The organism is Vibrio sp. TBV020, from assembly GCF_046056895.1.
Lineage (GTDB): Bacteria > Pseudomonadota > Gammaproteobacteria > Enterobacterales > Vibrionaceae > Vibrio.
The window spans coordinates 947,509-972,316 of the sequence record NZ_JBEEAQ010000003.1 but is presented as its reverse complement, the minus strand read 5'-3'; the positions used below and the strand labels follow the sequence as shown (position 1 = coordinate 972,316).

Annotated in this window: 24 protein-coding genes and 1 other RNA gene; 14 read left to right on the top strand and 11 right to left on the bottom strand. The window is 44.5% G+C overall.

Annotation, left to right across the window (positions count from 1 at the left end; translation table 11 throughout):
• Positions 1 to 19: 19 nt before the first annotated feature.
• Positions 20 to 403: a type IV pilin protein gene (locus AAFX28_RS12410; protein WP_408688054.1), complete on the top strand. Its 384-nt coding sequence runs from the start codon at positions 20 to 22 to the stop codon at positions 401 to 403.
• 49 nt (positions 404 to 452) lie between these two features.
• On the opposite strand, the gene dnaJ is transcribed toward AAFX28_RS12410, so the two are convergent.
• From dnaJ to grpE, 4 genes are all read right to left on the bottom strand, one after another.
• Positions 453 to 1,598, bottom strand: a complete 1,146-nt coding sequence (gene dnaJ, locus AAFX28_RS12405) for a molecular chaperone DnaJ (protein ID WP_408688053.1) — start codon at positions 1,596 to 1,598, stop codon at positions 453 to 455.
• 187 nt (positions 1,599 to 1,785) lie between these two features.
• A complete protein-coding gene (gene dnaK, locus AAFX28_RS12400; RefSeq protein WP_408688051.1) occupies positions 1,786 to 3,705 on the bottom strand; it encodes a molecular chaperone DnaK in 1,920 nt (639 codons plus the stop codon).
• Positions 3,706 to 3,927: 222 nt separating this feature from the next.
• On the bottom strand, positions 3,928 to 5,199 hold the full coding sequence (locus AAFX28_RS12395; protein WP_408690867.1) for a dicarboxylate/amino acid:cation symporter: 1,272 nt from the start codon (positions 5,197 to 5,199) through the stop codon (positions 3,928 to 3,930).
• 283 nt (positions 5,200 to 5,482) lie between these two features.
• Complete coding sequence (gene grpE, locus AAFX28_RS12390; RefSeq protein WP_171758537.1) at positions 5,483 to 6,079, bottom strand: nucleotide exchange factor GrpE; 597 nt, start codon at positions 6,077 to 6,079, stop codon at positions 5,483 to 5,485.
• A gap of 144 nt (positions 6,080 to 6,223) precedes the next feature.
• Between grpE and nadK the strand changes: the two genes are divergently transcribed.
• From nadK to bamE, 3 genes are all read left to right on the top strand, one after another.
• Complete coding sequence (gene nadK, locus AAFX28_RS12385; RefSeq protein WP_408688049.1) at positions 6,224 to 7,108, top strand: NAD(+) kinase; 885 nt, start codon at positions 6,224 to 6,226, stop codon at positions 7,106 to 7,108.
• 194 nt (positions 7,109 to 7,302) lie between these two features.
• Entirely contained in the window at positions 7,303 to 8,967 is a 1,665-nt protein-coding gene (recN, locus tag AAFX28_RS12380; RefSeq protein WP_408688048.1) for a DNA repair protein RecN, read from the top strand.
• Positions 8,968 to 9,142: 175 nt separating this feature from the next.
• Entirely contained in the window at positions 9,143 to 9,502 is a 360-nt protein-coding gene (gene bamE / locus AAFX28_RS12375) for an outer membrane protein assembly factor BamE (protein WP_053440572.1), read from the top strand.
• Between the two features lie 102 nt (positions 9,503 to 9,604).
• Here the strand turns inward: bamE and AAFX28_RS12370 are convergent, their stop codons facing one another.
• The gene (locus AAFX28_RS12370) at positions 9,605 to 9,958 is read right to left on the bottom strand and encodes an RnfH family protein (RefSeq protein WP_408688046.1); all 354 of its coding nucleotides are present in this window, start codon (positions 9,956 to 9,958) and stop codon (positions 9,605 to 9,607) included.
• Positions 9,948 to 10,391 (bottom strand): SRPBCC family protein, encoded by a 444-nt coding sequence (locus tag AAFX28_RS12365; RefSeq protein WP_408688044.1) that lies wholly within the window; start codon positions 10,389 to 10,391, stop codon positions 9,948 to 9,950. The genes AAFX28_RS12370 and AAFX28_RS12365 overlap by 11 nt, the downstream gene beginning before the upstream one ends.
• A gap of 118 nt (positions 10,392 to 10,509) precedes the next feature.
• Here AAFX28_RS12365 and smpB point away from each other — a divergent pair, with 118 nt between their 5' ends.
• Together smpB and ssrA are read left to right on the top strand one after the other, a co-directional pair.
• Positions 10,510 to 10,995, top strand: a complete 486-nt coding sequence (gene smpB, locus AAFX28_RS12360) for an SsrA-binding protein SmpB (protein ID WP_408688042.1) — start codon at positions 10,510 to 10,512, stop codon at positions 10,993 to 10,995.
• Between the two features lie 67 nt (positions 10,996 to 11,062).
• Positions 11,063 to 11,429, top strand: a transfer-messenger RNA (tmRNA) gene (ssrA, locus tag AAFX28_RS12355).
• 93 nt (positions 11,430 to 11,522) lie between these two features.
• On the opposite strand, the gene AAFX28_RS12350 is transcribed toward ssrA, so the two are convergent.
• Positions 11,523 to 12,299, bottom strand: a complete 777-nt coding sequence (locus tag AAFX28_RS12350) for a M15 family metallopeptidase (RefSeq protein ID WP_408690866.1) — start codon at positions 12,297 to 12,299, stop codon at positions 11,523 to 11,525.
• Positions 12,300 to 12,350: 51 nt separating this feature from the next.
• Entirely contained in the window at positions 12,351 to 13,043 is a 693-nt protein-coding gene (locus AAFX28_RS12345) for a DUF429 domain-containing protein (protein WP_408688041.1), read from the bottom strand.
• Positions 13,044 to 13,128: 85 nt separating this feature from the next.
• Between AAFX28_RS12345 and AAFX28_RS12340 the strand changes: the two genes are divergently transcribed.
• The gene (locus AAFX28_RS12340; protein ID WP_408688039.1) at positions 13,129 to 13,545 is read left to right on the top strand and encodes a VOC family protein; all 417 of its coding nucleotides are present in this window, start codon (positions 13,129 to 13,131) and stop codon (positions 13,543 to 13,545) included.
• Here AAFX28_RS12340 and lhgO read toward each other — a convergent pair.
• Entirely contained in the window at positions 13,540 to 14,757 is a 1,218-nt protein-coding gene (gene lhgO, locus AAFX28_RS12335) for an L-2-hydroxyglutarate oxidase (protein ID WP_408688037.1), read from the bottom strand. The genes AAFX28_RS12340 and lhgO overlap by 6 nt on opposite strands.
• A gap of 206 nt (positions 14,758 to 14,963) precedes the next feature.
• Between lhgO and AAFX28_RS12330 the strand changes: the two genes are divergently transcribed.
• From AAFX28_RS12330 to AAFX28_RS12305, 6 genes are all read left to right on the top strand, one after another.
• Positions 14,964 to 15,923 (top strand): L-threonylcarbamoyladenylate synthase, encoded by a 960-nt coding sequence (locus tag AAFX28_RS12330; protein ID WP_408688035.1) that lies wholly within the window; start codon positions 14,964 to 14,966, stop codon positions 15,921 to 15,923.
• A 255-nt stretch (positions 15,924 to 16,178) separates the two neighbouring features.
• The gene (locus AAFX28_RS12325; RefSeq protein ID WP_408688033.1) at positions 16,179 to 16,940 is read left to right on the top strand and encodes a 1-acylglycerol-3-phosphate O-acyltransferase; all 762 of its coding nucleotides are present in this window, start codon (positions 16,179 to 16,181) and stop codon (positions 16,938 to 16,940) included.
• A 135-nt stretch (positions 16,941 to 17,075) separates the two neighbouring features.
• Positions 17,076 to 18,395 carry an MBL fold metallo-hydrolase RNA specificity domain-containing protein gene (locus AAFX28_RS12320; RefSeq protein WP_408688031.1) on the top strand — a complete coding sequence of 440 codons (1,320 nt, stop codon included), beginning with the start codon at positions 17,076 to 17,078 and terminating at the stop codon, positions 18,393 to 18,395.
• A 124-nt stretch (positions 18,396 to 18,519) separates the two neighbouring features.
• Entirely contained in the window at positions 18,520 to 19,800 is a 1,281-nt protein-coding gene (locus tag AAFX28_RS12315; RefSeq protein ID WP_408688029.1) for a hemolysin family protein, read from the top strand.
• A 61-nt stretch (positions 19,801 to 19,861) separates the two neighbouring features.
• Positions 19,862 to 20,587, top strand: coding sequence for a DUF3581 domain-containing protein (locus AAFX28_RS12310; RefSeq protein ID WP_408688027.1), 726 nt, complete (start codon positions 19,862 to 19,864; stop codon positions 20,585 to 20,587).
• A gap of 156 nt (positions 20,588 to 20,743) precedes the next feature.
• Positions 20,744 to 21,286 (top strand): hypothetical protein, encoded by a 543-nt coding sequence (locus tag AAFX28_RS12305; protein ID WP_408688026.1) that lies wholly within the window; start codon positions 20,744 to 20,746, stop codon positions 21,284 to 21,286.
• Positions 21,287 to 21,295: 9 nt separating this feature from the next.
• Here AAFX28_RS12305 and AAFX28_RS12300 read toward each other — a convergent pair whose 3' ends face one another.
• Both AAFX28_RS12300 and AAFX28_RS12295 read right to left on the bottom strand, forming a co-directional pair.
• Positions 21,296 to 22,273 carry an ion channel gene (locus AAFX28_RS12300; protein WP_408688024.1) on the bottom strand — a complete coding sequence of 326 codons (978 nt, stop codon included), beginning with the start codon at positions 22,271 to 22,273 and terminating at the stop codon, positions 21,296 to 21,298.
• Positions 22,274 to 22,372: 99 nt separating this feature from the next.
• A complete protein-coding gene (locus AAFX28_RS12295; RefSeq protein ID WP_408688022.1) occupies positions 22,373 to 23,260 on the bottom strand; it encodes a LysR substrate-binding domain-containing protein in 888 nt (295 codons plus the stop codon).
• A 104-nt stretch (positions 23,261 to 23,364) separates the two neighbouring features.
• On the opposite strand from AAFX28_RS12295, the gene AAFX28_RS12290 reads away from it, so the two are divergent.
• Positions 23,365 to 24,615 (top strand): D-amino acid dehydrogenase, encoded by a 1,251-nt coding sequence (locus AAFX28_RS12290; RefSeq protein WP_408688020.1) that lies wholly within the window; start codon positions 23,365 to 23,367, stop codon positions 24,613 to 24,615.
• Positions 24,616 to 24,808: the final 193 nt, after the last annotated feature.

The following is a 24,808-nucleotide window of genomic DNA, read 5'->3' as shown; positions in this document are numbered from 1 at the left end:
CAAGAAAATAGTAAGAGGAATGACACTGCTCGAATTAATGTTCGTTATCGCAGTGATTTCAATACTGGCTAGCATCGCCTACCCCAGTTATCAAAGCCATGTACTGAAAGCACATCGTATTGCAGCAATTTCAGACTTAGTCAAAGTCCAAGTTGAATTGGAAAGGAAATACAACGGAAGCTATGCATCTGCAGCGCAGAGTGTGTTATCTGGTGGTGTTTGTAGTTTCTGTGAAATAGACAGCGGGCGGTTCGATATTACAGTATCTTCAGCTATAACGAGCTACACCATCACAGCAACAGCCAAGGGAACTCAAACCAATGATGATTGTGCTGGTAACCCATATACAGAGCTCACCCTTAATAGTATTGGGGAAAACACGCCCAGCGAATGTTGGAAATAAAAAAGCCTGCATCAGAGCAGGCTTTTGATAAATTCAGATTAACAGGCGATTAGCTTGTCAGGTCATCAAAGAACTTTTTAACACCATTAAAGAAGCCTTCAGACTTTGGCTTGTGCTTAGTCGCTGCTTCGCCACCGCAAGATTCTTCAAACTCTTTTAGTAGTTCTTTTTGACGTGAGCTTAGATTCACTGGTGTTTCTACCACTAGTTTCACAATTAAGTCACCAATACCGCCACCGCGAACGCCTTTAACACCCTTACCACGCATACGGAACATACGGCTAGTTTGAGTTTCAGAAGGCACTTTAAGGTTTACACGACCATCAAGCGTAGGAACTTCAACTTCGCCGCCTAGCGCAGCCATTGCAAAACTCACTGGCACTTCACAGTAAAGGTTGTTGCCGTCACGTTCAAAGATATGGTGCTCTTTTACGTGTACTTGTACATATAGATCGCCTGCTGGTGCGCCATGTTCACCTGCTTCACCCTCGCCAGATAGACGAATGCGATCGCCAGTATCCACACCCGCTGGAATCTTAACGTTAAGTGTTTTAGTTTTTTGCTTGCGACCTTGACCATGACATGACTTACATGGGTTCTTGATGATCTTGCCTTTACCGTTACAGGTAGGACACGTTTGCTGAACCGCGAAGAAGCCTTGACGCATTTGCACTTGGCCGTGGCCATGACAGGTCCCACAAGTCTCAGCTGAAGAGCCTTTTTCTGCGCCGCTGCCGTCACACGTATCACACTCTACTAGTGTAGGTACTTCAATTTCTTTAGAAACACCACGAACTGCTTCTTCTAGAGTGAGTTCCATGTTGTAACGTAAGTCAGCACCACGCTGTGCACGATGACCACCGCCACCACGACGACCGCCACCAAAAATATCACCAAATACATCACCGAAGATGTCGCCAAAGTCAGCACCGCCGCCGCCAAAGCCGCCACCACCGCCCATGCCACCTTGTTCAAAGGCTGCATGACCGTATTGATCGTATGCTGCTTTCTTTTGCGAATCGGTTAGGATTTCATACGCTACTTTTACTTCTTTAAACTTATCCGCAGCGGTGTCATCACCCTGATTGCGGTCTGGGTGGTATTTCATCGCTAAGCGCTTGTACGCTTTCTTAATATCGCGCTCTGATGCATCGCGGCTTACGCCTAATACTTCGTAAAAATCACGTTTTGACATGTTCTTCGTCACCAATGTAGTACTGCAAACAGTGGGGAAAGTGAGCCACCGCTTGGTGTTTGTATCATTCTAGATAAAGGCTTTAAATAAAAAGTGTTTATCTGGAAGGACAGTTATTTACAAACATACGGGCGTATGAGTTTCCTCAAACGCCCGCATCATATTCAAGTTAAATCAGATTCAAGAATTACTTCTTGTCTTCTTTTACTTCTTCAAACTCTGCGTCGACAACGTCATCGTCTTGAGACTGTTGTTGAGCACCAGCATCAGCACCTTGTGCTTGCTGAGCTTGAGCCTGCTGCTGAGCGATTTCCATCAGCTTTTGAGCTGCTGCCATAAGAGCTTGAACTTTAGCGTCGATCGCTTCTTTGTCTTCACCCTTACGAGCTTCTTCTAGCTCAGAGATAGCTGCTTCAATCTTCTCTTTCTCGTCAGCTGGAAGAGCGTCACCCGCTTCTTCGATTTGCTTGCGAGTACCGTGAATCATTTGGTCAGCTTGGTTACGTGCAGTTACTAGTTCTTCGAACTTTTTGTCCGCTTCTTTGTTAGCTTCTGCTTCTTGTACCATTTTCTCGATTTCTTCGTCTGATAGACCGCCAGAAGCTTGGATAGTGATCTTCTGCTCTTTACCAGTCGCTTTATCTTTCGCAGATACGTTTAGGATACCGTCAGCATCTAGGTCGAAAGTTACTTCGATTTGTGGCATGCCACGTGGTGCTGGCTGGATACCTTCTAGGTTGAACTGACCAAGAGACTTGTTGTAAGTCGCTTGCTTACGCTCACCTTGTAGTACGTGGATAGTTACCGCGCTCTGGTTGTCTTCAGCTGTAGAGAACACTTGGTCCGCTTTAGTAGGGATAGTTGTGTTCTTCTCGATTAGCTTAGTCATTACGCCACCCATCGTTTCGATACCGAAAGATAGAGGAGTAACGTCTAGTAGAAGTACGTCTTTAACGTCACCAGCTAGTACACCACCTTGAACTGCAGCACCCATTGCTACTGCTTCATCAGGGTTCACGTCACGGCGAGCTTCTTTACCGAAGAACTCAGCAACTTTAGCTTGAACCATTGGCATACGAGTCTGACCACCTACTAGGATAACGTCAGTGATGTCGCCTACAGATAGGTCAGCATCCGCTAGAGCAACTTTTAGTGGCTCAAGTGAACGTTGAACTAGGTCTTCAACTAGAGATTCTAGTTTCGCACGAGTAACTTTAACGTTCATGTGCTTAGGACCAGTTGCATCAGCAGTAACGTAAGGTAGGTTTACGTCAGTTTGAGAAGTAGAAGAAAGCTCGATCTTCGCTTTTTCTGCTGCTTCTTTAACACGCTGCATTGCTAGTGGATCAGTCTTAAGATCGATGCCTTGCTCTTTCTTAAACTCTTCTACTAGGTAGTTGATCATGCGGTTATCAAAGTCTTCACCACCTAGGTGAGTGTCACCGTTAGTTGCTAGTACTTCGAAAGTTTTCTCGCCTTCAACTTCGTCGATTTCGATGATTGAGATATCGAATGTACCACCACCAAGGTCGTATACCGCGATAGTGCGATCGCCACCTTGCTTGTCTAGACCGTATGCTAGAGCAGCAGCCGTTGGTTCGTTGATGATACGTTTAACATCTAGACCTGCGATACGGCCAGCATCTTTAGTTGCTTGACGCTGAGCATCGTTGAAGTAAGCAGGTACAGTAACAACAGCGCCAGTTACTTCCTCACCTAGGAAATCTTCAGCTGTTTTCTTCATTTTCTTAAGAATTTCAGCAGAAACTTGAGGAGCCGCCATTTTTTGGCCTTGCGCTTCTACCCAAGCGTCACCGTTGTCAGCCTTAACAATTTTGTATGGCATGATTTCGATATCGCGCTGAACTTCTTCGTCTTCAAAGCGACGACCAATAAGACGCTTAATTGCAAATAGCGTGTTTGTTGGGTTTGTAACCGCTTGACGTTTAGCTGGTTGGCCTACTAGTGTTTCACCTTCTGTGAATGCTACAACAGATGCCGTTGTACGCTCACCTTCTGCGTTTTCGATTACGCGTGGTTTGTCGCCGTCTAGTACAGCAACACATGAGTTAGTAGTACCTAAGTCAATACCAATGATTTTACCCATCAGGCTATCTCCGAATAATTTTCTATTTTCGTTTTGCTATATCCCCTATGTGGGGATGGAGAATCGGGTTTCAACCCTTGCTCACAAACAAAAATATGGATGTTTGCTTCTCGTATGCCACATAAATAAGGGCGGCAAATAGCTTTTCAAGGGAAAGATTGAAAAAAAATGAAAAAAAAGCGAACCCTAAGGCTCGCTTTTGATGTTTCGAAACTTTGAAGATTAAGCTTCTACTGGCTTCGCTTCTACTTCAGCTTCATCTTTACCGATTTCGCCTTCAGTCTTCGCAACGATTGTGTTCACCGCTGTGTCACCTACTACGTTAGAAGATGTACAGAACATATCGTTAATACGGTCTACTGCTGCGATGATAGCAAGACCTTCTGGTGGAAGACCTAGTTGGTGAAGAAGAACACCAACCATTACTACACCACCACCTGGAACACCACCAGCACCGATAGACAGTAGAAGGATAGTAAGACCCAGAGTGAATACGTCAGCAGTGTTGATTGGTTGACCAAACGCGTTGGCTACAAAGATGGTTGCTAATGCGATGTAGATAGATACACCAGACATGTTCATTGTTGCGCCTAGTGGTACACCGAAACCTGCAACTGATTTAGATACTTGTAACTTCTCAGTCAAAGTACGCATTGTTACTGGAATCGTCGCGTTTGAGCTCGCTGTTGATAGAGAGAATAGGATCTGCTCGCGAGTAGCACGTAGGAACGTCTTTGGAGAAGTACCTGTCGCAATACCTACCGCTGTTGGGTAGAACACGAAAATCCAGAACACAAGCATTGCGATTACAAGCGCTACGTAGCCTGCTACAGACATTAACGTGTTCGCATCAAGTGTTGCACCTAGTTGAATCATAAGAGCAAAAACACCGTATGGCGCTAGGCTCATTACAAGACCAACTAGCTTCATCATAATTTCATTTGCCATCTTGAACGTACGGATAGCTGGACCACCACGTGAATCAAGAGCTTGAATCGCAAGACCTGTCAGGATTGCCATGAAAATGATTTGCAACATGTCACCATTTGCAAACGCTTGAACAGGGTTGCTTGGTACGATGTTTACAACAAGTGAGAAAATGTCAGGTGTTTCAGTCGTTGTCAGCTTCACTGACTCTGAAATTGTACCTGCTAGGTTTGCATCTGCACCCGGCTGGAAGATCATACCAACCGTTAGAGCCGCAGTAATCGCGATGATGGTGTTAATAATGTAAAGAGCAAAGGTTTTACCACCAAGACGACCAAACGCAGTAATGTCTTTCAGATCAACGATACCACATACGATAGATACGTATACCAAAGGAACAACTAGCAGTTTAATCAAAGATACAAACATACCACCCGCGCCTTCCGCAGCACCAAGAAGGTATGTATCAAAGATAGCAACTCCGCTGAACAAGTACTGAATTGCAGTACCGATCAACAGACCAGCAAACAAGCCTACAAAAATCTTGCTTGAAAGCGATTTATCCATCATTCATCTCCAGAATGTTGTGTTTATAATTTATGGTTTTATAGATTATTCCGCCAGTTTATTCGGCAGAGTTCGCACATAATACACACAAAAGTTACAAAATAAAGCACTTGTTTACGATAGTGTTACAACTTTCTCATTGGAAATAAATTTTCATTTAAACTTCTGTTACAGAATCATTCTCTACATCAATAGTTTAAAACGAACGACTTAATCGCTAGACACAAATAAAAAAAGAGAGCCCCATAAGGACTCTCTTTTCAAAAGTTAGATCTAAGTAGAATTATTTAGATACCATTACCATCGCAGGGCGAATTACACGGCCATTTAGCTCGTAGCCTTTCTGCATAACAAACATAACCGTGTTAGGTTCATGGTCTGGGCTCTCTTGGATCGACATTGCTTGGTGCAGTTCAGGGTTGAATGCTTCACCTTCTGGGTTGATCTCTTTCAGGCCGTTTTTGCTCAAAGTGTCTTGGAACGTTTTATGAGTAAGCTCAACACCTTCAAGAATAGGCTTAACCACTTCATTTTCAGCGTCTGCTGCTTGAATAGCACGCTCTAAGTTATCGATAACTGGAAGTAGTTCTTCAGCAAACTTGTTTAGTGCAAATTTTCGCGCTTTATCGATCTCTGTTTCAGTACGACGACGCATATTTTCTACTTCTGCTTTCGCACGTAGAACACTGTCTTGTTGATCCTTTACTTTCGTTTCGCTTGAAAGTAACGCCGCTTCTAGTTGAGCAATCTTAGCGTCTTTTTCATCACCAATTTCTTCTAGTTCAGCTTCTGCTTCTTGTGCAGCTGCTTCAACCTTTTCAGCCTCTTCGATGATTTGATCAAGCTCTTCTTCAGTAACTTTATTTTCTTCGTTGCTCATGATATCTCCAGAATTCACATCTATTGGTACTCAATACATCACGTTTATCGTATTGAGATACACAAAAATTCGCATAAATAGCTAACTTGCCATTATTATGGGGATGAAGATTGACGATTCAAGCCTATTTGGTACGTAAAACCTATGAAAAAACCTTTTGAAGTGATCGCCATCATTGGAAAACCAAGAGATCAACAAGCTATAGCCACTCATAGAGAGCTCTATACATGGCTACAAGCGGAAGGTTATAAGGTCTATATCGATGACCGCCTAAGTGAAATCTTAGATGATATTCCACAAGATGACTTTGCCAGCCTAATTCAACTAGGTCGAAGCGCCGATCTTGCCATTGTTGTCGGTGGTGACGGCAATATGTTAGGTGCAGCTCGTGTCCTTTCTCGCTTTGACATCTCCGTTATAGGCGTTAACCGTGGCAACTTAGGTTTCCTAACAGACCTCAATCCTGAAGACTTCCAAACAGCGCTAAAGAAAGTATTAGAAGGTGAGTTCTTTGAAGAAGAACGCTTCCTCTTAGAAGCAGAAGTCCATCGTCATGGCCAAGTAAAAAGCCACAACGCCGCGTTAAACGAAGCAGTCCTGCACCCAGGGCAAGTCGCGCATATGATCGAGTTTGAAGTCTATATTGATGATAGCTTCGCGTTTTCACTGCGTGCAGACGGCCTAATCGTTTCAACGCCAACGGGCTCTACAGCTTATTCACTATCAGGTGGTGGCCCGATTCTATCCCCGAGCCTTAATGCGATTTCACTTGTCCCGATGTTCCCCCACACCTTATCGAGCCGTCCTTTGGTTGTTGACGGAAATCGCCGTATTAAACTGCTGGTCTCTCCAGATAATCGCGGCACACAAGAAGTTGGATGTGATGGTCAGGTCTCTTTACCTGTGTCACCTGGTGATGAAGTGCACATTTACCAAAGCCCAAACATCTTAAAACTGATCCACCCTAAAGATTATAGTTACTACCATGTACTGCGTAACAAGCTTGGTTGGTCAAGTAAGTTGTTTTAAATCCCCGTATCCCTTAAAAAAGTCGGCTACTTATGCCGACTTTTTTGTGCCTCTTACATTAGGAAAAAGCTAACTCCTTGAAACAACAACTCTGATCCTTCTCACAAAAATTTTCACCTGCATCTTTACTGTATAAAGAAACAGTATATACTGAACTTATATACAGTATTGTTCATTTAAACAGGTACAACAAAATGCTGGCTCATCTAAGTGTTAATAATTTTGCAATTGTTAAGTCTCTACAGCTAGAGCTATCCAAAGGAATGACAACCATCACGGGTGAAACAGGCGCGGGTAAATCCATCGCCATTGACGCTCTCGGTTTATGTTTAGGCGGGCGCGCGGAAGCCAGCATGGTGCGACAAGGTGAAGAAAAAACAGAAGTCAGTGCCGCTTTCTCTTTAGAGAACAATATTAATGCCACTCGTTGGTTAGAAGACAACGATCTACTGGATGGTAGCGACTGTATTTTGCGCCGTATCATCAGTAAAGAAGGTCGCTCTCGCGCATTCATCAATGGTAGCCCAGTTCCCCTTTCACAGCTTAAGTCTTTAGGGCAGCTATTGATCAACATTCATGGTCAGCATGCGCATCATCAATTGATGAAAAGTGAATACCAAATGGCAATGTTGGACCAATACGCTGGGCATACTAATCTGCTAAAAAGCACTCGTAATGCTTACCAGTCATGGCGACAAGCGGACAACAACCTAAAACAGCTAAAAGAGAACAGCGCGGCAAATTTGGCTCAAAAACAGCTACTTGAATACCAAATCAAAGAGCTTAACGAACTTTCTTTGGGAGAGGACGAATATGAAGAACTCGAACAAGAACATAAACGCCTATCCAACAGTGGCGAGCTTGCCTCTACCTGCCAACAAGCCATCGAACTTATTTACGAAGGTGAAGAAGTTAACGCGCTTGGTATTTTGCAAACAGCCAATCACTCCCTAATTCAGCTAGCAGAACTCGATGAGAAGCTTGCCGAACTCCCTAACATGGTGGCGGAAGCAATCATTCAGCTTGAAGAAGCCAACAGCGAACTACGCAATTATCTCGATAACATCGATGTTGACCCTGCACGTATGGCCTATGTCGAAGAGCGTTTTTCTAAAGTGATGTCGATGGCGAGAAAGCACCACGTTATGCCGGACGAGCTGTACCAACATCATCAAGATTTGCTAAGCCAAATTGAAGCGCTAGATTGTTCCGATGAACGCCTAGAAGAGCTTGAACAAGAAGTAGAGACGAAATATCAAAGCTTCCTAACCGCGGCAGAGAAACTGCACAAGTCTCGTATGCGCTACGCTAAAGAGCTCAACAAGCTAATTACGGCTAGTATGCATGAACTGAGCATGGAAAAAGCCCAATTTAGTATTGAAGTAAGCAATCAAGGTACCCACCCTTCCCCATTAGGTATGGACTCGGTGTGCTTTGTGGTCTCAACCAACCCTGGCCAACCGATGCAACCTATCGCAAAAGTAGCATCTGGTGGTGAGCTGTCACGTATCTCTCTTGCGATTCAGGTCATTACCGCGCAAAAAGTTGATACACCAAGTCTTATTTTCGATGAAGTGGATGTGGGTATCAGTGGTCCAACTGCTGCAGTGGTAGGAAAAATGCTGCGTAAATTGGGTGAATCGACTCAAGTTATGTGTGTAACTCACTTACCTCAAGTTGCAGGTTGTGGTCACCAACAACTCTTTGTTGCGAAGCAAACTAAAGCAGGTAAAACAGAAACACAAATGCGCCGCCTAGACAATGAACAACGTGTGTCAGAGCTAGCTCGCTTGCTCGGAGGCAGCCAGATCACCGATTCCACCTTAGCGAATGCGAAAGAACTTCTGATCGCCGCATAATCGTCACGACACAGAGTCAAAGTTCCTTTTGTTTAAGAATTTTGACTCTACTTTGCAACCAAATTCAAAAATCATGGTCTGAAACAATTCAAAACACGTTCAGCTTTTTACTTTAGCGCCTAGCTTGTTTATTATCGGCTGAGTTTGAGAATTTATCAGTTACAAGAATTTAAGTATGCAATTGAAAAAGTGGCTTATCGCAGTACCACTCGCTATGACAATGTTGACAGGCTGCTCCCTACTAGAAAAACTGGTATATCGTATTGATATCAACCAAGGTAACTATGTTGAGCAATCTGCTGTAGAGCAACTGAAGTTTGGCATGACCAAAGAACAGGTTCGCTATGTGATGGGCTCACCGATGTTGGTCGAAAATGGCTATCCAGATACGTGGTACTACATTTATCATCACACTGAAGGCCACAACGACTCGATCCAGAAGAACTTGATCGTCAACTTCAATGGTAACGGACAGCTAGTTGATATCACCGGAGACTTCCCAGCAAGTTCTGACTTTTTCGAAAGTATTAACTAATCGAAAAAGTATTAACTCATCGAGGAAAATTAAGGGTTGATGTGTAAGCATCAACCCTTTTCATTTCAAGCTAGCAATAATCTTTATTTAGACTGTAAAGCGCTAAGCCTCTTTTCTTAGAGGGTTCTTTTTACCACCAGTAACCGGATCTGCCGCGCCAGATGCCTTCGCTTGTTCCGCTCGCTTACGTCGAATCTCTTTTGGATCGGCAAGTAGAGGGCGATAAATCTCAATGCGATCTTTGTCGTTCACCGTCGCATCCAGTTTTACATTGCGGCTAAACACGCCAACCTTGTTTGTTTTCAGGTCAACCTCAGGGTAGATCTCTAGCACGCCTGACTGAGCAATGATCTCTTCTACCGTCATTTCTTTGTTGACCACCAGCGTAAATACACGCTGCTCTTGAGGCAGTGCGTAAACCACCTCAACATGAATCATGTCAGACTCAATACTCATAAGCTGGGTACACCTGTTTTGCACGTTTCGTAAATGCGTTGACCATATTACTGGTTAGTTCGTTAAACACTTTGCCAAATGCCATTTCAATCATCTTGCTTGAAAACTCAAATTCCAGCTTTAGCTCAACTTTACATGCTTGATCATCTAAAGGCGTAAAAAACCAACCACCTTTTAGAGTCTTAAATGGCCCATCGACAAGGTTCATGATGATCGCCTGACCAGTCACTAGTTCATTCGATGTGGTAAATGTTTTGCTTATCCCTGCTTTTGCTACATCAACTGAAGCGACCATGGCATCTGCACTCGACTCAATCACACGTGAACCAGAGCAGCCCGGTAGAAATTCAGGGTAACTCGCGACATCGTTCACTAGATTGAACATCTGATCGGCACTAAACGACACCAATGCAGAACGGCTGACTTGCTTCATATTGATTCCTCTTAACATCTGCTTGAACCTCAAGCATGATGCAATTTTACTTTTATTTGCACTCAGCGCAAATAAAGGGATTTCCTAACTTAAATCCTAACCGTATAATGCAGCTATTATGGCAAAGAAAAAATCTAAACAAAAAGCGGGTAGCAATACCATCGCTCTAAATAAAAAAGCTCGCCACGAATATTTTATCGACGATGAAATTGAAGCCGGCATGGAGCTACAAGGCTGGGAAGTTAAGTCACTTCGTCAAGGCAAAGCGAATATCGCAGAAAGCTACGTCTTTATGCGTGACGGTGAAGCTTTTGTCAGTGGCATGACTATTACTCCACTTCAACAAGCATCGACACACGTAGTCGCTAACCCGACTCGCGTTCGAAAACTACTTATGAGCCGTCGCGAGCTGGACAACCTACTTGGTCGTATCAACCGCGAAGGCATGACGCTAGCTGCACTTTCACTATACTGGTCTCGCTCTTGGGTGAAGATGAAAATCGGTGTTGCGAAAGGCAAGAAGCTGCACGATAAACGTACTGATCTTAAAGAAAAAGATTGGGCTCGCGAAAAAGCGCGCGTAATGAAGAGTTCACTGCGCTAATATTGAGCACTTAAACGCACAAGTCTAGACAGGTTACACTTTTCTGGTACTATGCGAGTAACACTTCGGGGCTGATTTAGGATTCGACAGGAATTTTGAAGTCTGAGGTGCATGCCGTGGGGCGGTTGGCCACGTAAAAAGCCGCAAAAAAATAGTCGCAAACGACGAAAACTACGCACTAGCAGCTTAATAACCTGCTCAGAGCTCTCTCGCCCTAGCTTCCGCACGTAAGACGGGGACCACCGAGAGATCAAACCCAAACGCGCTAGCCCGGATTCTCCCGCCTGAGAGATGAACGGCGAATTTTAATTCAGGATAGTCATTTACTAGCGTGTCGGTTCGCAGGTACTTGGTGAATTTAAAGATCGACTAAGCATGTAGTACCAATGATGAATGGTTTTTGGACGCGGGTTCAACTCCCGCCAGCTCCACCAAACGTTTGGAAAGGCGCTAACTCTTTGAGTTAGCGCCTTTTTGTTTTCTATCACCAATGAAACCCATACGTTGTACTAAACATTAGTACTAACCTAAAACGCCCTCACCGTCTTATAAGCACACATAGCTCTAGCTTTCTCAGCACCTTGCGCTTTATTTTGCTCGTAGCACGTTCGGTACGAACTGATGTAGCGATTAAACAATTGCGTCGCTTCTGGCTTAGGTTTGGAAACTAATTGATTAACGAACTTCCTTGAGCCAACTTCAAAGTGCTGGGTATCGATAGGCGTGTTCCAATCCCCACCCCAAATCAGAAAGCCGTGATGAGCAAATAGATCGACTACCTCTTCCGCCATTCCTGTTCGGCTTAGCTCAGAGCGAGCACGAAACTGAGTTCGGTTGATGTACTGAGTCGCAGATTGAGTCGGCTTCACTTTGATAGTGCCATTGTCTCCAAACTCTAAAAATGGGTTTTGCACTGGATTAATATCAATCGCTACACCATAAGCGTGCTTAGACCAGCTGCTGCCCCCCGTTATCGCCCGAGCATTAAATGCGCTGCTGTTGTTGGCATCCATAGAAGCATTATCATCACCTTTAAACTCACGCATTAAACGTGCGGAGTGAAGAGGAAACTTGCGCTGTTTCAATGCCGTAAATATTTGCTCGACAGAAGGAGCCACGATATCCAAGACAATCACACTTCCTGACTCGGTTTCACCGACAAAATTCACAAACTCAAAATCGACTTTGTTTAACCGTTCACACCCTATCGGCGCATTGCTTGGTAGGACACCGGTCTTTTTCATCATGCCACATTGCCACTCCGAAATAGGTGCGACGTTTGCGCTCGCTCCTGCACTGAACATTAGCAGTAAGGCTGTAAACACTCTTTTTATCGTCATTATTCTTTGTTTCATTTAATTCGCTTGCCAATACACAATTTCATTATCCAACGACGCTTTCATTTCAGGTAGCGTCGATAATTCCGGCCATTTTGAAGCAACAAACATCAACGCAAATGCATCAATCAAATCATCGGGTTGAGCCACGCTACGCTTGGTTTGCTCTATAGAATCGGTCAGTATCGAAATCCACTCTGGGCAATAGTGATTAAAAATAGCAAGGCGCTCTTCCCTACCCTCTATCGTCTTTTTGCTGTGGGATAGCGGCTGTTTATTGAGTGCTTTGAAAACGACTTCAGGGTGAGATTCTCGAAGCATGACTGAATGACGCTCCCTTAATAGCGCATCAACTTCGCATACTTTCGGCAAAATATACCAGGTTTGTTTAGAGATCTTTTTACCCAATTGTTCCATATTGATTTGGCACGCTTGCTGATACGTTTCTGCATAGGCGGCCTCTTTACAAGGAACAGGGAATACTGACGAACCTCGCTTAGGCGCTAAGAACTTTCTTGCCGCTTGATCGCATAACCTATCTGGCTGCGTACTATCACTAAAGCCAATCGGAATGTCGATCAACGCTCTGCTCTGGGTAAGTAAATCCGCTATGTCACTTAAAGAAGTCACAATTTGAAAAGATGGTGAACCACTGTTGAGCTGCCAAACAACCCAGCCTGCTTTGCACCCGTCAATCCCAAGGTATCGCATCTTGTCTCCATCTTTTAGTTAGATGCTCAATCGAGCCGAGCCATTTTTTCGTATAGTTAAAACAAGCAAACGACTAAGGCTAGTTATGACTGCATCAAATCCCATTCGCATACTTGCGATTGACCATATTGTACTAAGAACCTCTAACTTAAAGAAAATGCTCGCCTTTTATCAAGACATTCTTGCTTGCCCAATAGAAAGAGAGCTGCCCGAACTCGGCTTAACTCAACTCAGAGCAGGTAATGCACTGATCGATATCGTAACGGTAGACAGTGAACTAGGACAACTGGGAGGAAAAGCCCCCCAGCAAAATGGACGCAATGTTGATCATTTCTGCCTGCAAACAGCCATGTTTGATGAGCAACAGCTACGTGACTACCTTCACTCGCACAATATTGCTACCAATGACTTTGTAGAAAGGTATGGCGCCCAAGGCTTTGGACGCTCAGTCTATATTGAAGATCCTGAAGGTAATGTAGTTGAACTCAAACCTCAGTTATAGTTTTTGCTTGTCTGCAATCTTATCGCAAATATAACCACCAATCGGAATAGCAGAAGTCGCCGCTGGTGATGGCGCATTACACACATGCAAAGAGCGCGGACTTTCGGCAAACAAGAAATCGTGCACTAAGCTGCCATCTTTGAGCACCGCTTGAGCTCTTATACCGGCGGGATACGGCTGCAGGTCTTCAACTTCTATCTGTGGGCAGTATTTATTAACCAGCTTGAGATAGCCCGCTTTCGACCACGAATTTTTAAACTCCACTAGCCCAGTTTTAAAATGCTTTGCGGTTACCTTCCAAAAGCCAGCAAAGCTCAGCATCTCTGCGGTATCTTTAATATCAAAGTTAAAACGCCCATACCCTTCCCGCTTAAACCCTTGCACTGCGTTCGGTCCGACAGTCACACTGCCATCAATCATGCGAGTAAGGTGGACACCTAAAAAGGGTAAATCGGGATCAGGAATAGGATAAATAAGGTGGCTGACTACATCGTTGTGCTTAGCAGGTAGACGATAATACTCCCCTCGATATGGAATGATTTGAAAGTCTGTCTCTAGACCCATCATCCTTGTCATGCGATCTGCCATTAGCCCAGAACATACCACTAAAAATCGCCCCTTCAACGATGACGATTCAGTCACCCCTTCAGTGGAGACCTCAACATGATCTGAATGCTCAGCTATCCCAGTCACCAAAGTTCCAAGCAATAACTCTCCACCAGCTAATTCAAACTCTTGGGCCATCGCTTGGGTCACTTTCCGATAGTCAACAATACTCGTCGCAGAAACAGCAATCGCACCTAGCCCTGTAATGTTTGGCTCTCTGCGTTTTAGTTCCTGTTGATCGATAAGCTCTACGTCTATGCCATTTTGCTGGCAGCGTTCAAACAAGGCATTCATTCGATGGCGTTCAACTTGGGTGGTCGCCACCAACAACTTACCGCAGTTCTCGACCTTAATATCATGCTTTAGACAAAACTCCGTCGTTGCTTTGACTCCCGCTTTGCAAAACTCCGCCTTGAGACTGCCAGGTGCGTAGTAAACTCCCGCATGAATCACACCACTGTTATGGCCCGTTTGATGGGAGGCTAAGCTTTGCTCCTTTTCAATCAGCAAGATAGATTTATTGGGGTGACGCTGCTGCAGTTGCCAAGCCGTCGACACACCAACAATACCGCCGCCAATAACGATGTAGTCGTATATTTGATCCAATCTATCGCTCCTTTACTCAAGTAAAGCACTTACCCCTATACATCAAATTAATATTTCTTGCTCAGTAAATAATTGAAAGTAGTGCTTATATAGAGGAATTTTATCAATCGATACAATTCATGTTCAATTAAACGTCGAAAGTTTGTGAAACATGGTTAAAATAGCCGGCTCAGATTTTTATCCATCGGTTCTTTGAGGAAGAGACATTGAAGACGCAACACCTTTCAGCAAGCAATAGTCATGATATTGAACAAGCCAAAGAAATTCTCGCTTCTGGCGAACTTGTTGCGATTCCGACCGAGACCGTTTACGGGCTTGCTGCCGATGCTTCAAACCCAGAAGCGGTGAAAAAGATCTTTGCTGCAAAAGGTCGCCCAGCAAACCACCCACTGATCGTTCATATCGGCAGTGTGGAGCAATTGACTGACTGGGCAACGGATATTCCTCAAGAAGCTTTCACTATCGCCAGCGCTTACTGGCCGGGCCCTGTTACGCTGCTACTGAACAAAGCAGAGCAAGCAACGCCAGTGGTAACTGGTGGTTTAGACACAATTGGTATTCGCATGCCAGCGCACGATGTTTTTGCATCGCTATTATCTTCAGGTATGGCGGTGGCGGCTCCATCGGCAAACCCATACAAAAAGCTAAGCCCAACTTCAGCAGAGCACGTGATGAACTCGCTAGGTGGCAAGATTGCCGCAGTACTTGATGGCGGTGATTGTGTTCACGGCCTAGAGTCGACGATTATCGACCTGACTCAAAAGCCATTTCGAGTTCTTCGCACTGGCCCAGTGACTGCGACACAACTATCTGAAACTTTAGGGGAAGAAGTTCTTGCACCTAAAGCTCACGCGGTTGCGGTACCTGGCAATGTCACTAGCCACTATCAACCGAATACCAAAGTGCGCTTGGTTGACCTTAGCGATATTGAATCAGCAAATGGCAACAACATCGCTTGTTTGCACTACTCATCAATTGAAGCATCACTTGGTTTTAAATCTAAGCTGATGCCACAAGATGTTGCTCAATACTCGCATGATCTTTATCGCGCGCTTGATGAGGCCGATAAATGGGGCTGTGATGAGATCTGGGTCGAACGCCCGCCAGTGAACGAAGAGTGGTTTGCTGTTCATGACCGCTTAAATCGAGCGCAATCAAAGCTGTAATGGTTCCAAGCCCAGTTCACGCTGGGCTTTTTATTTTCACCTCACCTAAACCTAGCATCTACTTAATATTCAGCGCACATGCGTTCACATTTTTTCTTTTTAAAATAAAGAGTTAAGAGGTTTACTTGTCCGTTTTTCGATCCAACTTCACACCTTTGAATCTCTCCGGCCTGCCTTTCTTCATATTTGTTGCAATTTAGTTAACTAGACCTAAAACTCTAAATTTCATGGATAGGCTTAACCAAGGAGTGTGCTGTGCTAGCTGTAATTCGTTTAATGGTAGCGGCGGTATTTATCGTATTTATGACTTTGTTTGCGATGGTCTATTGCTTGTTTAGTCCGCGCAACCCAAGGCACGTTTATTTCTTTTGTCGTTGGTTCAACCAACTGCACAAACTGATCGGGTTGAAACTGATCCAACGTGGGCTTGAGCATGCGCCAACACCGAGCAATAGCGTCTACATCTCTAATCATCAAAGTGTTTATGATTTTGTCACTTCACCAGGGATGCTGAGACCAAGAACCGTCTCTTTAGGAAAAAAAGAGCTGCTTTGGGTCCCGTTCTTCGGCCAGCTATATTGGATTACAGGAAACATATTGATTGATCGTCAAGACAAGTCAAAAGCGCGAGATACCATCAAGCAAGTGGCAGAAGCGATTCATCGACGAGATCTGTCTGTTTGGGCCTACCCAGAAGGAACGCGCAGCAAAGGTCGAGGTTTACTCCCTTTCAAAACTGGTGCCTTTCGTATGGCAATTGAAGCAGGAGTGCCTATTACTCCAATGGTAGTCAGTACAACTCACAATAGAATTGACCTCAACCGTAAAGACAATGGTGTCGTTATCACCGAAATGTTGGAACCAATTGATGTCACGGGATACACCATTAATGACGCGCGTGCGTTAGCCGATCACTGCCATGCTCTTATGGCACAGAGAATTGCTGAACTGGATGCCGAAGTCGCCCAACTAGAGACAACAAGCCAAAACGTTCCTAAACACTCGACGAACAATTAACTCGTTCGCATATAACCTACTGAGTAATAATTGAATTACTTTGAAAACTGCTTAGTCCTCGCATTTCTCGAACGGCAAGTTGTCGTAAAATAGCAATGTCGGCACTGTCGTAACGATGTCTTGCGAGGGGGTTATATGGAAATCATTCATCATGGTGGGAAAGACACCATCACTGGTTCATGCCACGAACTTAAATACGAGCACCAAACGCTCTTAGTAGACTGTGGATTATTCCAAGGTGCCGATACTCGACCGCTTGAGATTGAGTTTTCTACCTCTCACCTCAATGCTCTGCTTATTACCCACGCACACATTGATCATATTGGTCGTCTTCCTTGGTTACTCGCCACTGGGTTTAATCAACCTATCTACTGCAGTTTAGCGACTGCCGAGCTGATTCCACTGATGTTAGAAGACAGCTTAAAACTTCAGTTAGGACTAAAACCTAAGCAAGCGCAACGCGTCTTGAATAAAATCCGCAAACTGCTTAGACCCCGAGAATACAGTCAGTGGATTGAGTTAGAACCTGCGTTGCCTGAATCCATCGCTATTCGCTTTCAACCAGCAGGGCATATTTTGGGCTCAGCCTACATTGAAGTTCGCTTACCCAATCAAGAGATCGTGGTTTTCTCTGGCGATCTAGGCCCCAATAACACACCTCTATTACCCGATCCTCTACCACCAGAGCGTGCCGATTATCTACTAATAGAAACCACATACGGTGACAAGCCTCATGATGACATTGCCACTCGTGCCCAGAGGTTAAAGTCTATTATTGACCGCTCCCTTGAAGATGGCGGTACGATACTGATCCCTGCGTTTAGTGTCGGGCGAACTCAGGAGCTTCTGTTTGATATCGAGCAACTCATCCATGATCATCAAATTGATACTTCTATCCCGATCATCTTAGACTCGCCCATGGCGCAGCGTGTCACTCGTTCCTACCGCCGTTTCAAACAACTTTGGGGACAAGAAGCCAAGCATAGAATTAATCAACGTCGTCACCCGCTCGCCTTTGAACAATGCATTACAGTTGAAGACCATCGAACGCACCAACGACTTGTAAACCGGCTTCAATCAACTGGAGAAGCAGCAATTGTGGTAACAGCATCTGGAATGTGCCAAGGCGGCAGAATCATGGATTACCTTAAAGCGCTGTTGCCCGATGAACGTAGTGACGTTTTGTTGGCTGGCTACCAAGCACAAGGAACATTGGGTCGCGCGATTCAATCTGGCGCTATGGAAGTCATGATTGATGACGACAAGGTAGAAGTAAATGCTCAAATTCATACTATGTCAGGCTATTCCGCCCACGCAGATAAAAATGACTTACTCCAATTTATTCAAGGGATTAAATTGCCACCAAAGCAAATCCATTTGATCCACGGAGAGCCCCAAACTAAGGGGGCATTTGCCCGTCAGCTAAGAGAATTACAGTATCAAGTCATCGACTGAATAAACAGCATCATAAAAGGTTATCGCCAAGGTAAAAATTATTCACCGACATTCCCTTTGAACTGCATATCTTTTGTTCGGTCGTGCCGTTATGCTTTCAAGGTGTTTATAACTGGACCAATTAATGGACATTTTCATACTGGTGGGGCTTATCACCCTTAATGGCATCTTCGCGATGTCTGAACTTGCGCTTGTTGCTGCAAAGTCGAGCCGCCTAAAAAAACTCGCTGAAACCCAATCCTCAGCCAAGCTTGCTCTTGAGCTTAAAAATAATCCAACCCGCTTTTTATCTACGATTCAGATCGGTATTACTGCCATTGGTATCCTAAGTGGTATTTTTGGCGAAGCGACATTGTCTGCACCTTTTGCTGCATGGCTTATCACCCAAGGTTTGGAGTCTGAGCTCGCTGCTATTGTCGCGACTGCTAGTGTCGTCGTATTGATTACCTACTTTGCTATTGTTGTCGGTGAATTAGTACCGAAGCGTTTTGCCCAGCGCAATGCAGAACGTATTGCTGTCATTGTTGCCTACCCTATTCACTGGCTAGCTATTATTACTTCGCCGTTTGTAGTACTGCTTAGCATCTCTACGGACACATTACTCAAGCTGTTTCGCCAACATGGTGATGACAATGATCAGGTCACTGAGGAAGATATCTTTGCCGTAGTAACGGAAGGTTCTGAATCTGGGGCGATTGAGCCACAAGAGCAAGAGATGATCCGCAATATTCTTTATCTCAATGATAGACTCGTGACATCACTGATGACCCCACGTTGTGACATCGACTACTTAGATGTAGAACTGCCGATAGAACAGCTACTCAAACATATTCGCCAGACTCAACATTCAGTCTGGCCAGTAGTTCATGGTGGCCTAGACAACATCATTGGTACGATTTCATCAAAGGTATTACTGGATCAGTATGATGAGCTTTCGATCGAGAAAATTGCTCGATTAGCCCGTAAGCCAAAATATTACCCAGAATCGATGAAAGGATTACCGCTATTAAACCAAATGCAGCAAAGCAATGGTGAGATGGCGTTTATCGTCGATGAATATGGTGACATACAAGGTATTGTTACCCATTACGATATTCTTGAATCCGTTGCCGGTGAGCTAGGTCTTGCTCCGCAACACTCATGGGCAAGGCAGCATCAAGATGGCAGTTGGTGGATGGATGCGCTTATTCCACTCAATGAGCTAAAACGTCGACTTGACCTTGGAACAATAGATGGTGAAGAGATCGAAGGTTTCCAAACATTGAATGGTTATCTGACATGGAAAGCTGGAAAAGTGCCTTTGCGTGGGGAGTTTATCACCTGTGGTGAATGGCAATTTGAAATACTCGCGGTGACCTCAAGCCGAATTTTGCAGGTTAAAGTATCGTCAATATCATCTGATTAGACCATTTAATAGCATAGCTTCATGTATACTGCGCCGCAGTTATAGCCACATGATTAAAAGTATGTTTCTTACACCTTATTTTTCACAAGATAACAACCAGTTCCAGTTCACCCGCCAGCAAGCAAGCCACTTTGCAAAAAAGGTAGCGGGTGACTACAACCCTATCCACGACGAAGATAACAAACGCTTCTGTGTGCCAGGTGATCTACTTTTTGCTGTTCTACTAAGCAAAGAAGGCATCAGCCAAAAAATGCGTTTTGACTTCTCGGGCATGGTGAACGATGGCGTATCCCTGTCTATCGAAAATAAGTGTGACAAAGAAAGCGCGTTAGTCGATACAAACGCAAAAGAATACCTACACATGTCGCGTGAAGGTGAAGTAAGCCACAACCCAGAGTTCATTGAACACGTGGTAACAAGCTACGTTCAGTTCTCTGGAATGAACTTCCCTCATATCATGGTTCCGCTAATGGAAGAGCAACAGATGATGATCAACTGTCAGCGCCCATTAGTTATCTATGAAAGCATGGAAGTGGAATTCTCTCGCTTAGATTTATCTCACCCTGAAGTGGCGTTTGCAGGCGCAACATTTGATGTAGAAGGTAAGCGTGGCGTAGTTACACTAAACTTCGACTTCAAAGAAGATGGTGAAATTGTCGGTAAAGGCATTAAGCGTATGGTCGCGAGTGGTCTAAAACCTTACGACCAAGCTTCAGTTGATGACTTAGTTGAGCGCTTCAATGCACGTAAAGAAGCTTTCTTAGCTGAATTTGCTACTGCAGCATAAATCAAATTTAGGTTACCAGATCGCTGATTTGGTAACCTTTTTCTTATCTAACCCTTCTTACTGCGCCAACTGGCTCAAACTATTAAACCTTACTTCTAGCTCCATCGCAGCTTCTCCGCTAGCCTCTGCACTATTCTAAACGTCTAACGAATGACTATGACCGTGAGCACTCACTACGCTGCACCCATTCTGCAGTTCACCCAAACCGACACTTCATCCATATTGACGCAACTACCACCAGAACACCATGATAAATGGCAAGCGACCATTGAGTTATTAAAACAACAATTCAAGCAACTGCCCCACTTAGCTGGTGACATCATTCTTGAGTTCACCAATCAAGCTACAACGACGGTGAGTTCTGTGATTATTTTGTATCGTGGATTGGTTTTTGTTGCCGCTATTGGATTTGAACAAAGTGACTATCAGCCTAACGTACTGACTGCACTCCACGAGCAGGCAAACGGGTTAAAGCACTATCATCTAGAAAGTAGGAGTAAGTTTATTATTCCGGTCAGCATTGAGACTCTCGCTTCCCCACAAGGCGGTGCGATTGTTGTTTCTGAGGATTTGGTTGCCGAAACGATGTGTGACAACGGCCAACACCTCGCAATGCTGATTGAGCACTTTTCTAACCAATACAAAGATGATCAAATCATCCTATTAGATTGGTTAGAAAGTGGTTTTGAACAAGTCTAAAGCTTTTTGTCAGCGGGTCATCTTCTTCACAAAGACCACCACAAACAGCGCCATAGTAAAGCTGCCTAGGAACGCTTCGCAGGCAGCGATAAACCTCGCAAGCCCAACGGGTGATATGTCCCCATAACCTAGCGTGGTAAAGGTAACTACACTGAAATAGAGTGAATTAAAAAACTCCAAAGCGTAAAACTGCCAACCAGTTACCCCCTCATAGACGGGGTGAGCGCCAGTGGTATCGAGAAAGAAGTACGCCAACGCGCATACTAAAATAAGAAAGATGGAAAAACCCACTACCCGAATCGGATCTTCTCCGTAGCCACAAAAAATATCCACCAGCTTAGAGACAATCCGTTTCACACTAAACAGCGGCATTTGATAGCGGCGAAAACGCATTTCTCGCTTAAAGAAATCCCCCGCTATTTCAAACAACCCTTGCTTCTCACACTGCTTACGAATATTGCGGCATACCTCTTCGGCTTCTTGGCAATACATCACAGACTCTTTCCTATGACGACATTTGAGTGCATGCTTAGCCGCTCGCTCTTGTTTTAAATAGCCACCCCACTCTATGTTTTCCAATTTGGCACGTGAGAGCGATGCACCGAGTAAATTGCAATTGTCCAACTTAGCACAATGTAAATTTGCACCAATCAGCTTGGCTTTCATCAATGAAGAGCCACGTAAGTCTAAGCCAAAGAAATGAGCATCAGTTAAATCTGCTCGGTAGAAGTCAGCATCTCGACATAGATAACCTTCTTTGCACCCACGGTTTACTAAATCGATGTCTTCTAGGTTCGTTTTCGCCAACTGAAATCCGTCTAAAGGTTTACCCGCTGCGGCCCATTGTTCAACCTTGTCTTTTATATCATCTTTGCTTTTATCGACTTTTGGGTCATGCCAGTAACAGAGTCCTGACTCGCCACTAGGTTGATCGCAGCACCAGCCATCAGGGTTTTGATAGCTGCATCGGCCCTGGTGAGATTCCATAATGCGCTGCCCCTAAATTCACCTGCCCCTTGTCAGTCAGAGTCAAGTTCACTACTAAGTGTAGTGGGTGCATATGCTCTCGCCATTCATATTTACAATTTAATCAGTAACAACTTGTTCTCGAAGCCAATTTTTAAACAACCGCGTATAAGGATTGTCAGTATGGGTCAATATGAAGTACCCAGCATTGGCATCAATAGCAGGAAAAGGAGCGACAAGGCGCCCTTCTTCAAGCTCATTATTCAGTAATGCTGAACGTGCCAGTGCAATGCCGACTCCAGCCTCAGCTGCTGACATTGCCATGTCCGTTCGATTAAAAAAATGGCCTTGATTCGTATTAAATTGCAGCTGGTGTTGCTCTGCCCAATATCGCCACTCATAGTCTTTGACAGCACTTTCCCAAGGCATGACATCATGAAGTAATGCAACATCTGCCCAGCCACTGTTTTCGAGATTCAGGGGATGCGCTTGCAAGTATGCTGGACTCATCACAGGCACTAGTGACTCCTCCATCAAAAGCTCAGCAGTTTGGTGTTTATATGGCAGTGGTCCGTAATCAATCGCTATATCAAAGTTTCGATTCTGGCTGTCGACTAGTGCCCCTTCAGCAAAAGTATGTATCTGCACGTCTGGATATTGTTTGTGGAATTTTTCTAAGCGTGGAACGAGCCATTTAAAAGCGAATGATGGCGTTAGCTTTAAACGGATCTGTTTTCGTTCGGACACATGCGTGAGCTGAAAAACATTTTCTTCAATTGCAGCTAAATGATGACGGGTCGCTTCAACAAGTTTAGTTCCTTGTTCTGTAAGCCGAATACCACGAGCATGGCGCTCAAAAACCGTGAAACCGAGCTTGTCTTCGATTTGCTGAAGCTGTTGACTCACCGCCCCCACGGTCAGGCTCAGCTCTTTGGCTGCACTGGTTAAACTTTGATGGCGAGCGACAATGCAGACTAGGTTCACTCCATGCAATATTGCTGATTTCATACTAAGCCTTTAAAAAAACTAAAACCTAGTAGCAATTCTTATCGATTGTTAAGTGAATGTAAATTATCGATCCTATGCAAAATTCAATTGTGTGAGAATCCAACGTGAAAGTTGTAGTTTTAGGAAGTGGTGTCGTCGGTTTAACAAGTGCATGGTATTTGTCGCAAGCAGGATTTGAAGTCACAGTAGTCGACAGACAACCTAGGGCCGCAGAAGAGACGAGCTATGCTAACGCAGGTCAGATCTCGTATGGCTACTCTTCTCCATGGGCTGCACCGGGTATACCAACGAAGGCATTCAAATGGTTGTTCGAGCAACACGCTCCGCTAAAAATCAAACCAAGCCTAAGCCCTGAACTTGTCAGTTGGGCAACAAAAATGTTGAGCAATTGCCAACTTGATAAATACAGAATCAACAAGGCACGAATGCTGACTATTGCTAACCGTAGTAGAGAGTGTTTAGCAGAGTTAAATCGAACTCACCAGTTGAGCTACCAAGGTAAAGCTCAAGGAACATTGCAGATCTTTCGCAAAGAAGCACAGTTGAAGGCCATCGAGAAAGACATTGCTTTGTTAGAAGAGAGCGGCACTCGCTACAAGCTTATGTCACCAGTAGAGTGTTTAAAGCAAGAACCTGGATTGACAGGTATGAATGGTGAGCTGGTTGGTGGCCTTTACCTACCTGACGATGAAACCGGTGACTGTTATCTGTTTTGTCAGCAACTACAAACAATGGCAGAACAGGCTGGTGTTCAGTTCTTATTTAATACTGAAATTGAACGACTCCTTGTCCGTGATAAACACGTCTATGGCGTGAAAACCTCACAAGGTATCATCGAAGCAGATGACTACGTTGTGGCCATGGGGAGTTATTCAAAGCACCTACTTCAGCCGCTTAATATCGATATTCCTGTCTACCCCGTCAAAGGTTACTCGCTAACATTACCTGTTATTGATGACACCCATGCCCCTTACTCCACCATTATGGACGAAACCTATAAGGTCGCAGTGACCCGATTCGATCAACGGATTCGAGTTGCCGGAACCGCAGAGCTTGCCGGATTTGATCCAAGCCTACCTGACAAAAGGCTCTCTACGCTCAATCATGTCGTCAATAATCTATTTCCAGAAGGTGTCGACTTAGCTCAGGCTGACTACTGGACAGGTTTCAGGCCGATGACCCCTGATGGCACTCCGATCATTGGGCAAACAGAATTTTCTAACCTCTATACCAACACTGGGCATGGCACTTTGGGATGGACCATGGCTTGTGGTTCCGCCGACATCCTTACCGAAATACTCTCTACAAAGGGCCAAAAGCCGTTCGCTGAGCTTAGTATCGAGCGATACCAATAACTCAGACTATAGAAACAACACAATCCGCTCATTTCAGATCGATAGACAATATATATACATGCAAGAGTTTTCTATTTTAAATGAATAGAAAACTCTACCTATGATACTGATTCAACCAAATATCTGTACGTTTAGCACCCACTAACTCGGCATATTCTGATTTTTAACATTTTTTTAGCACTTTGTGTTTTAG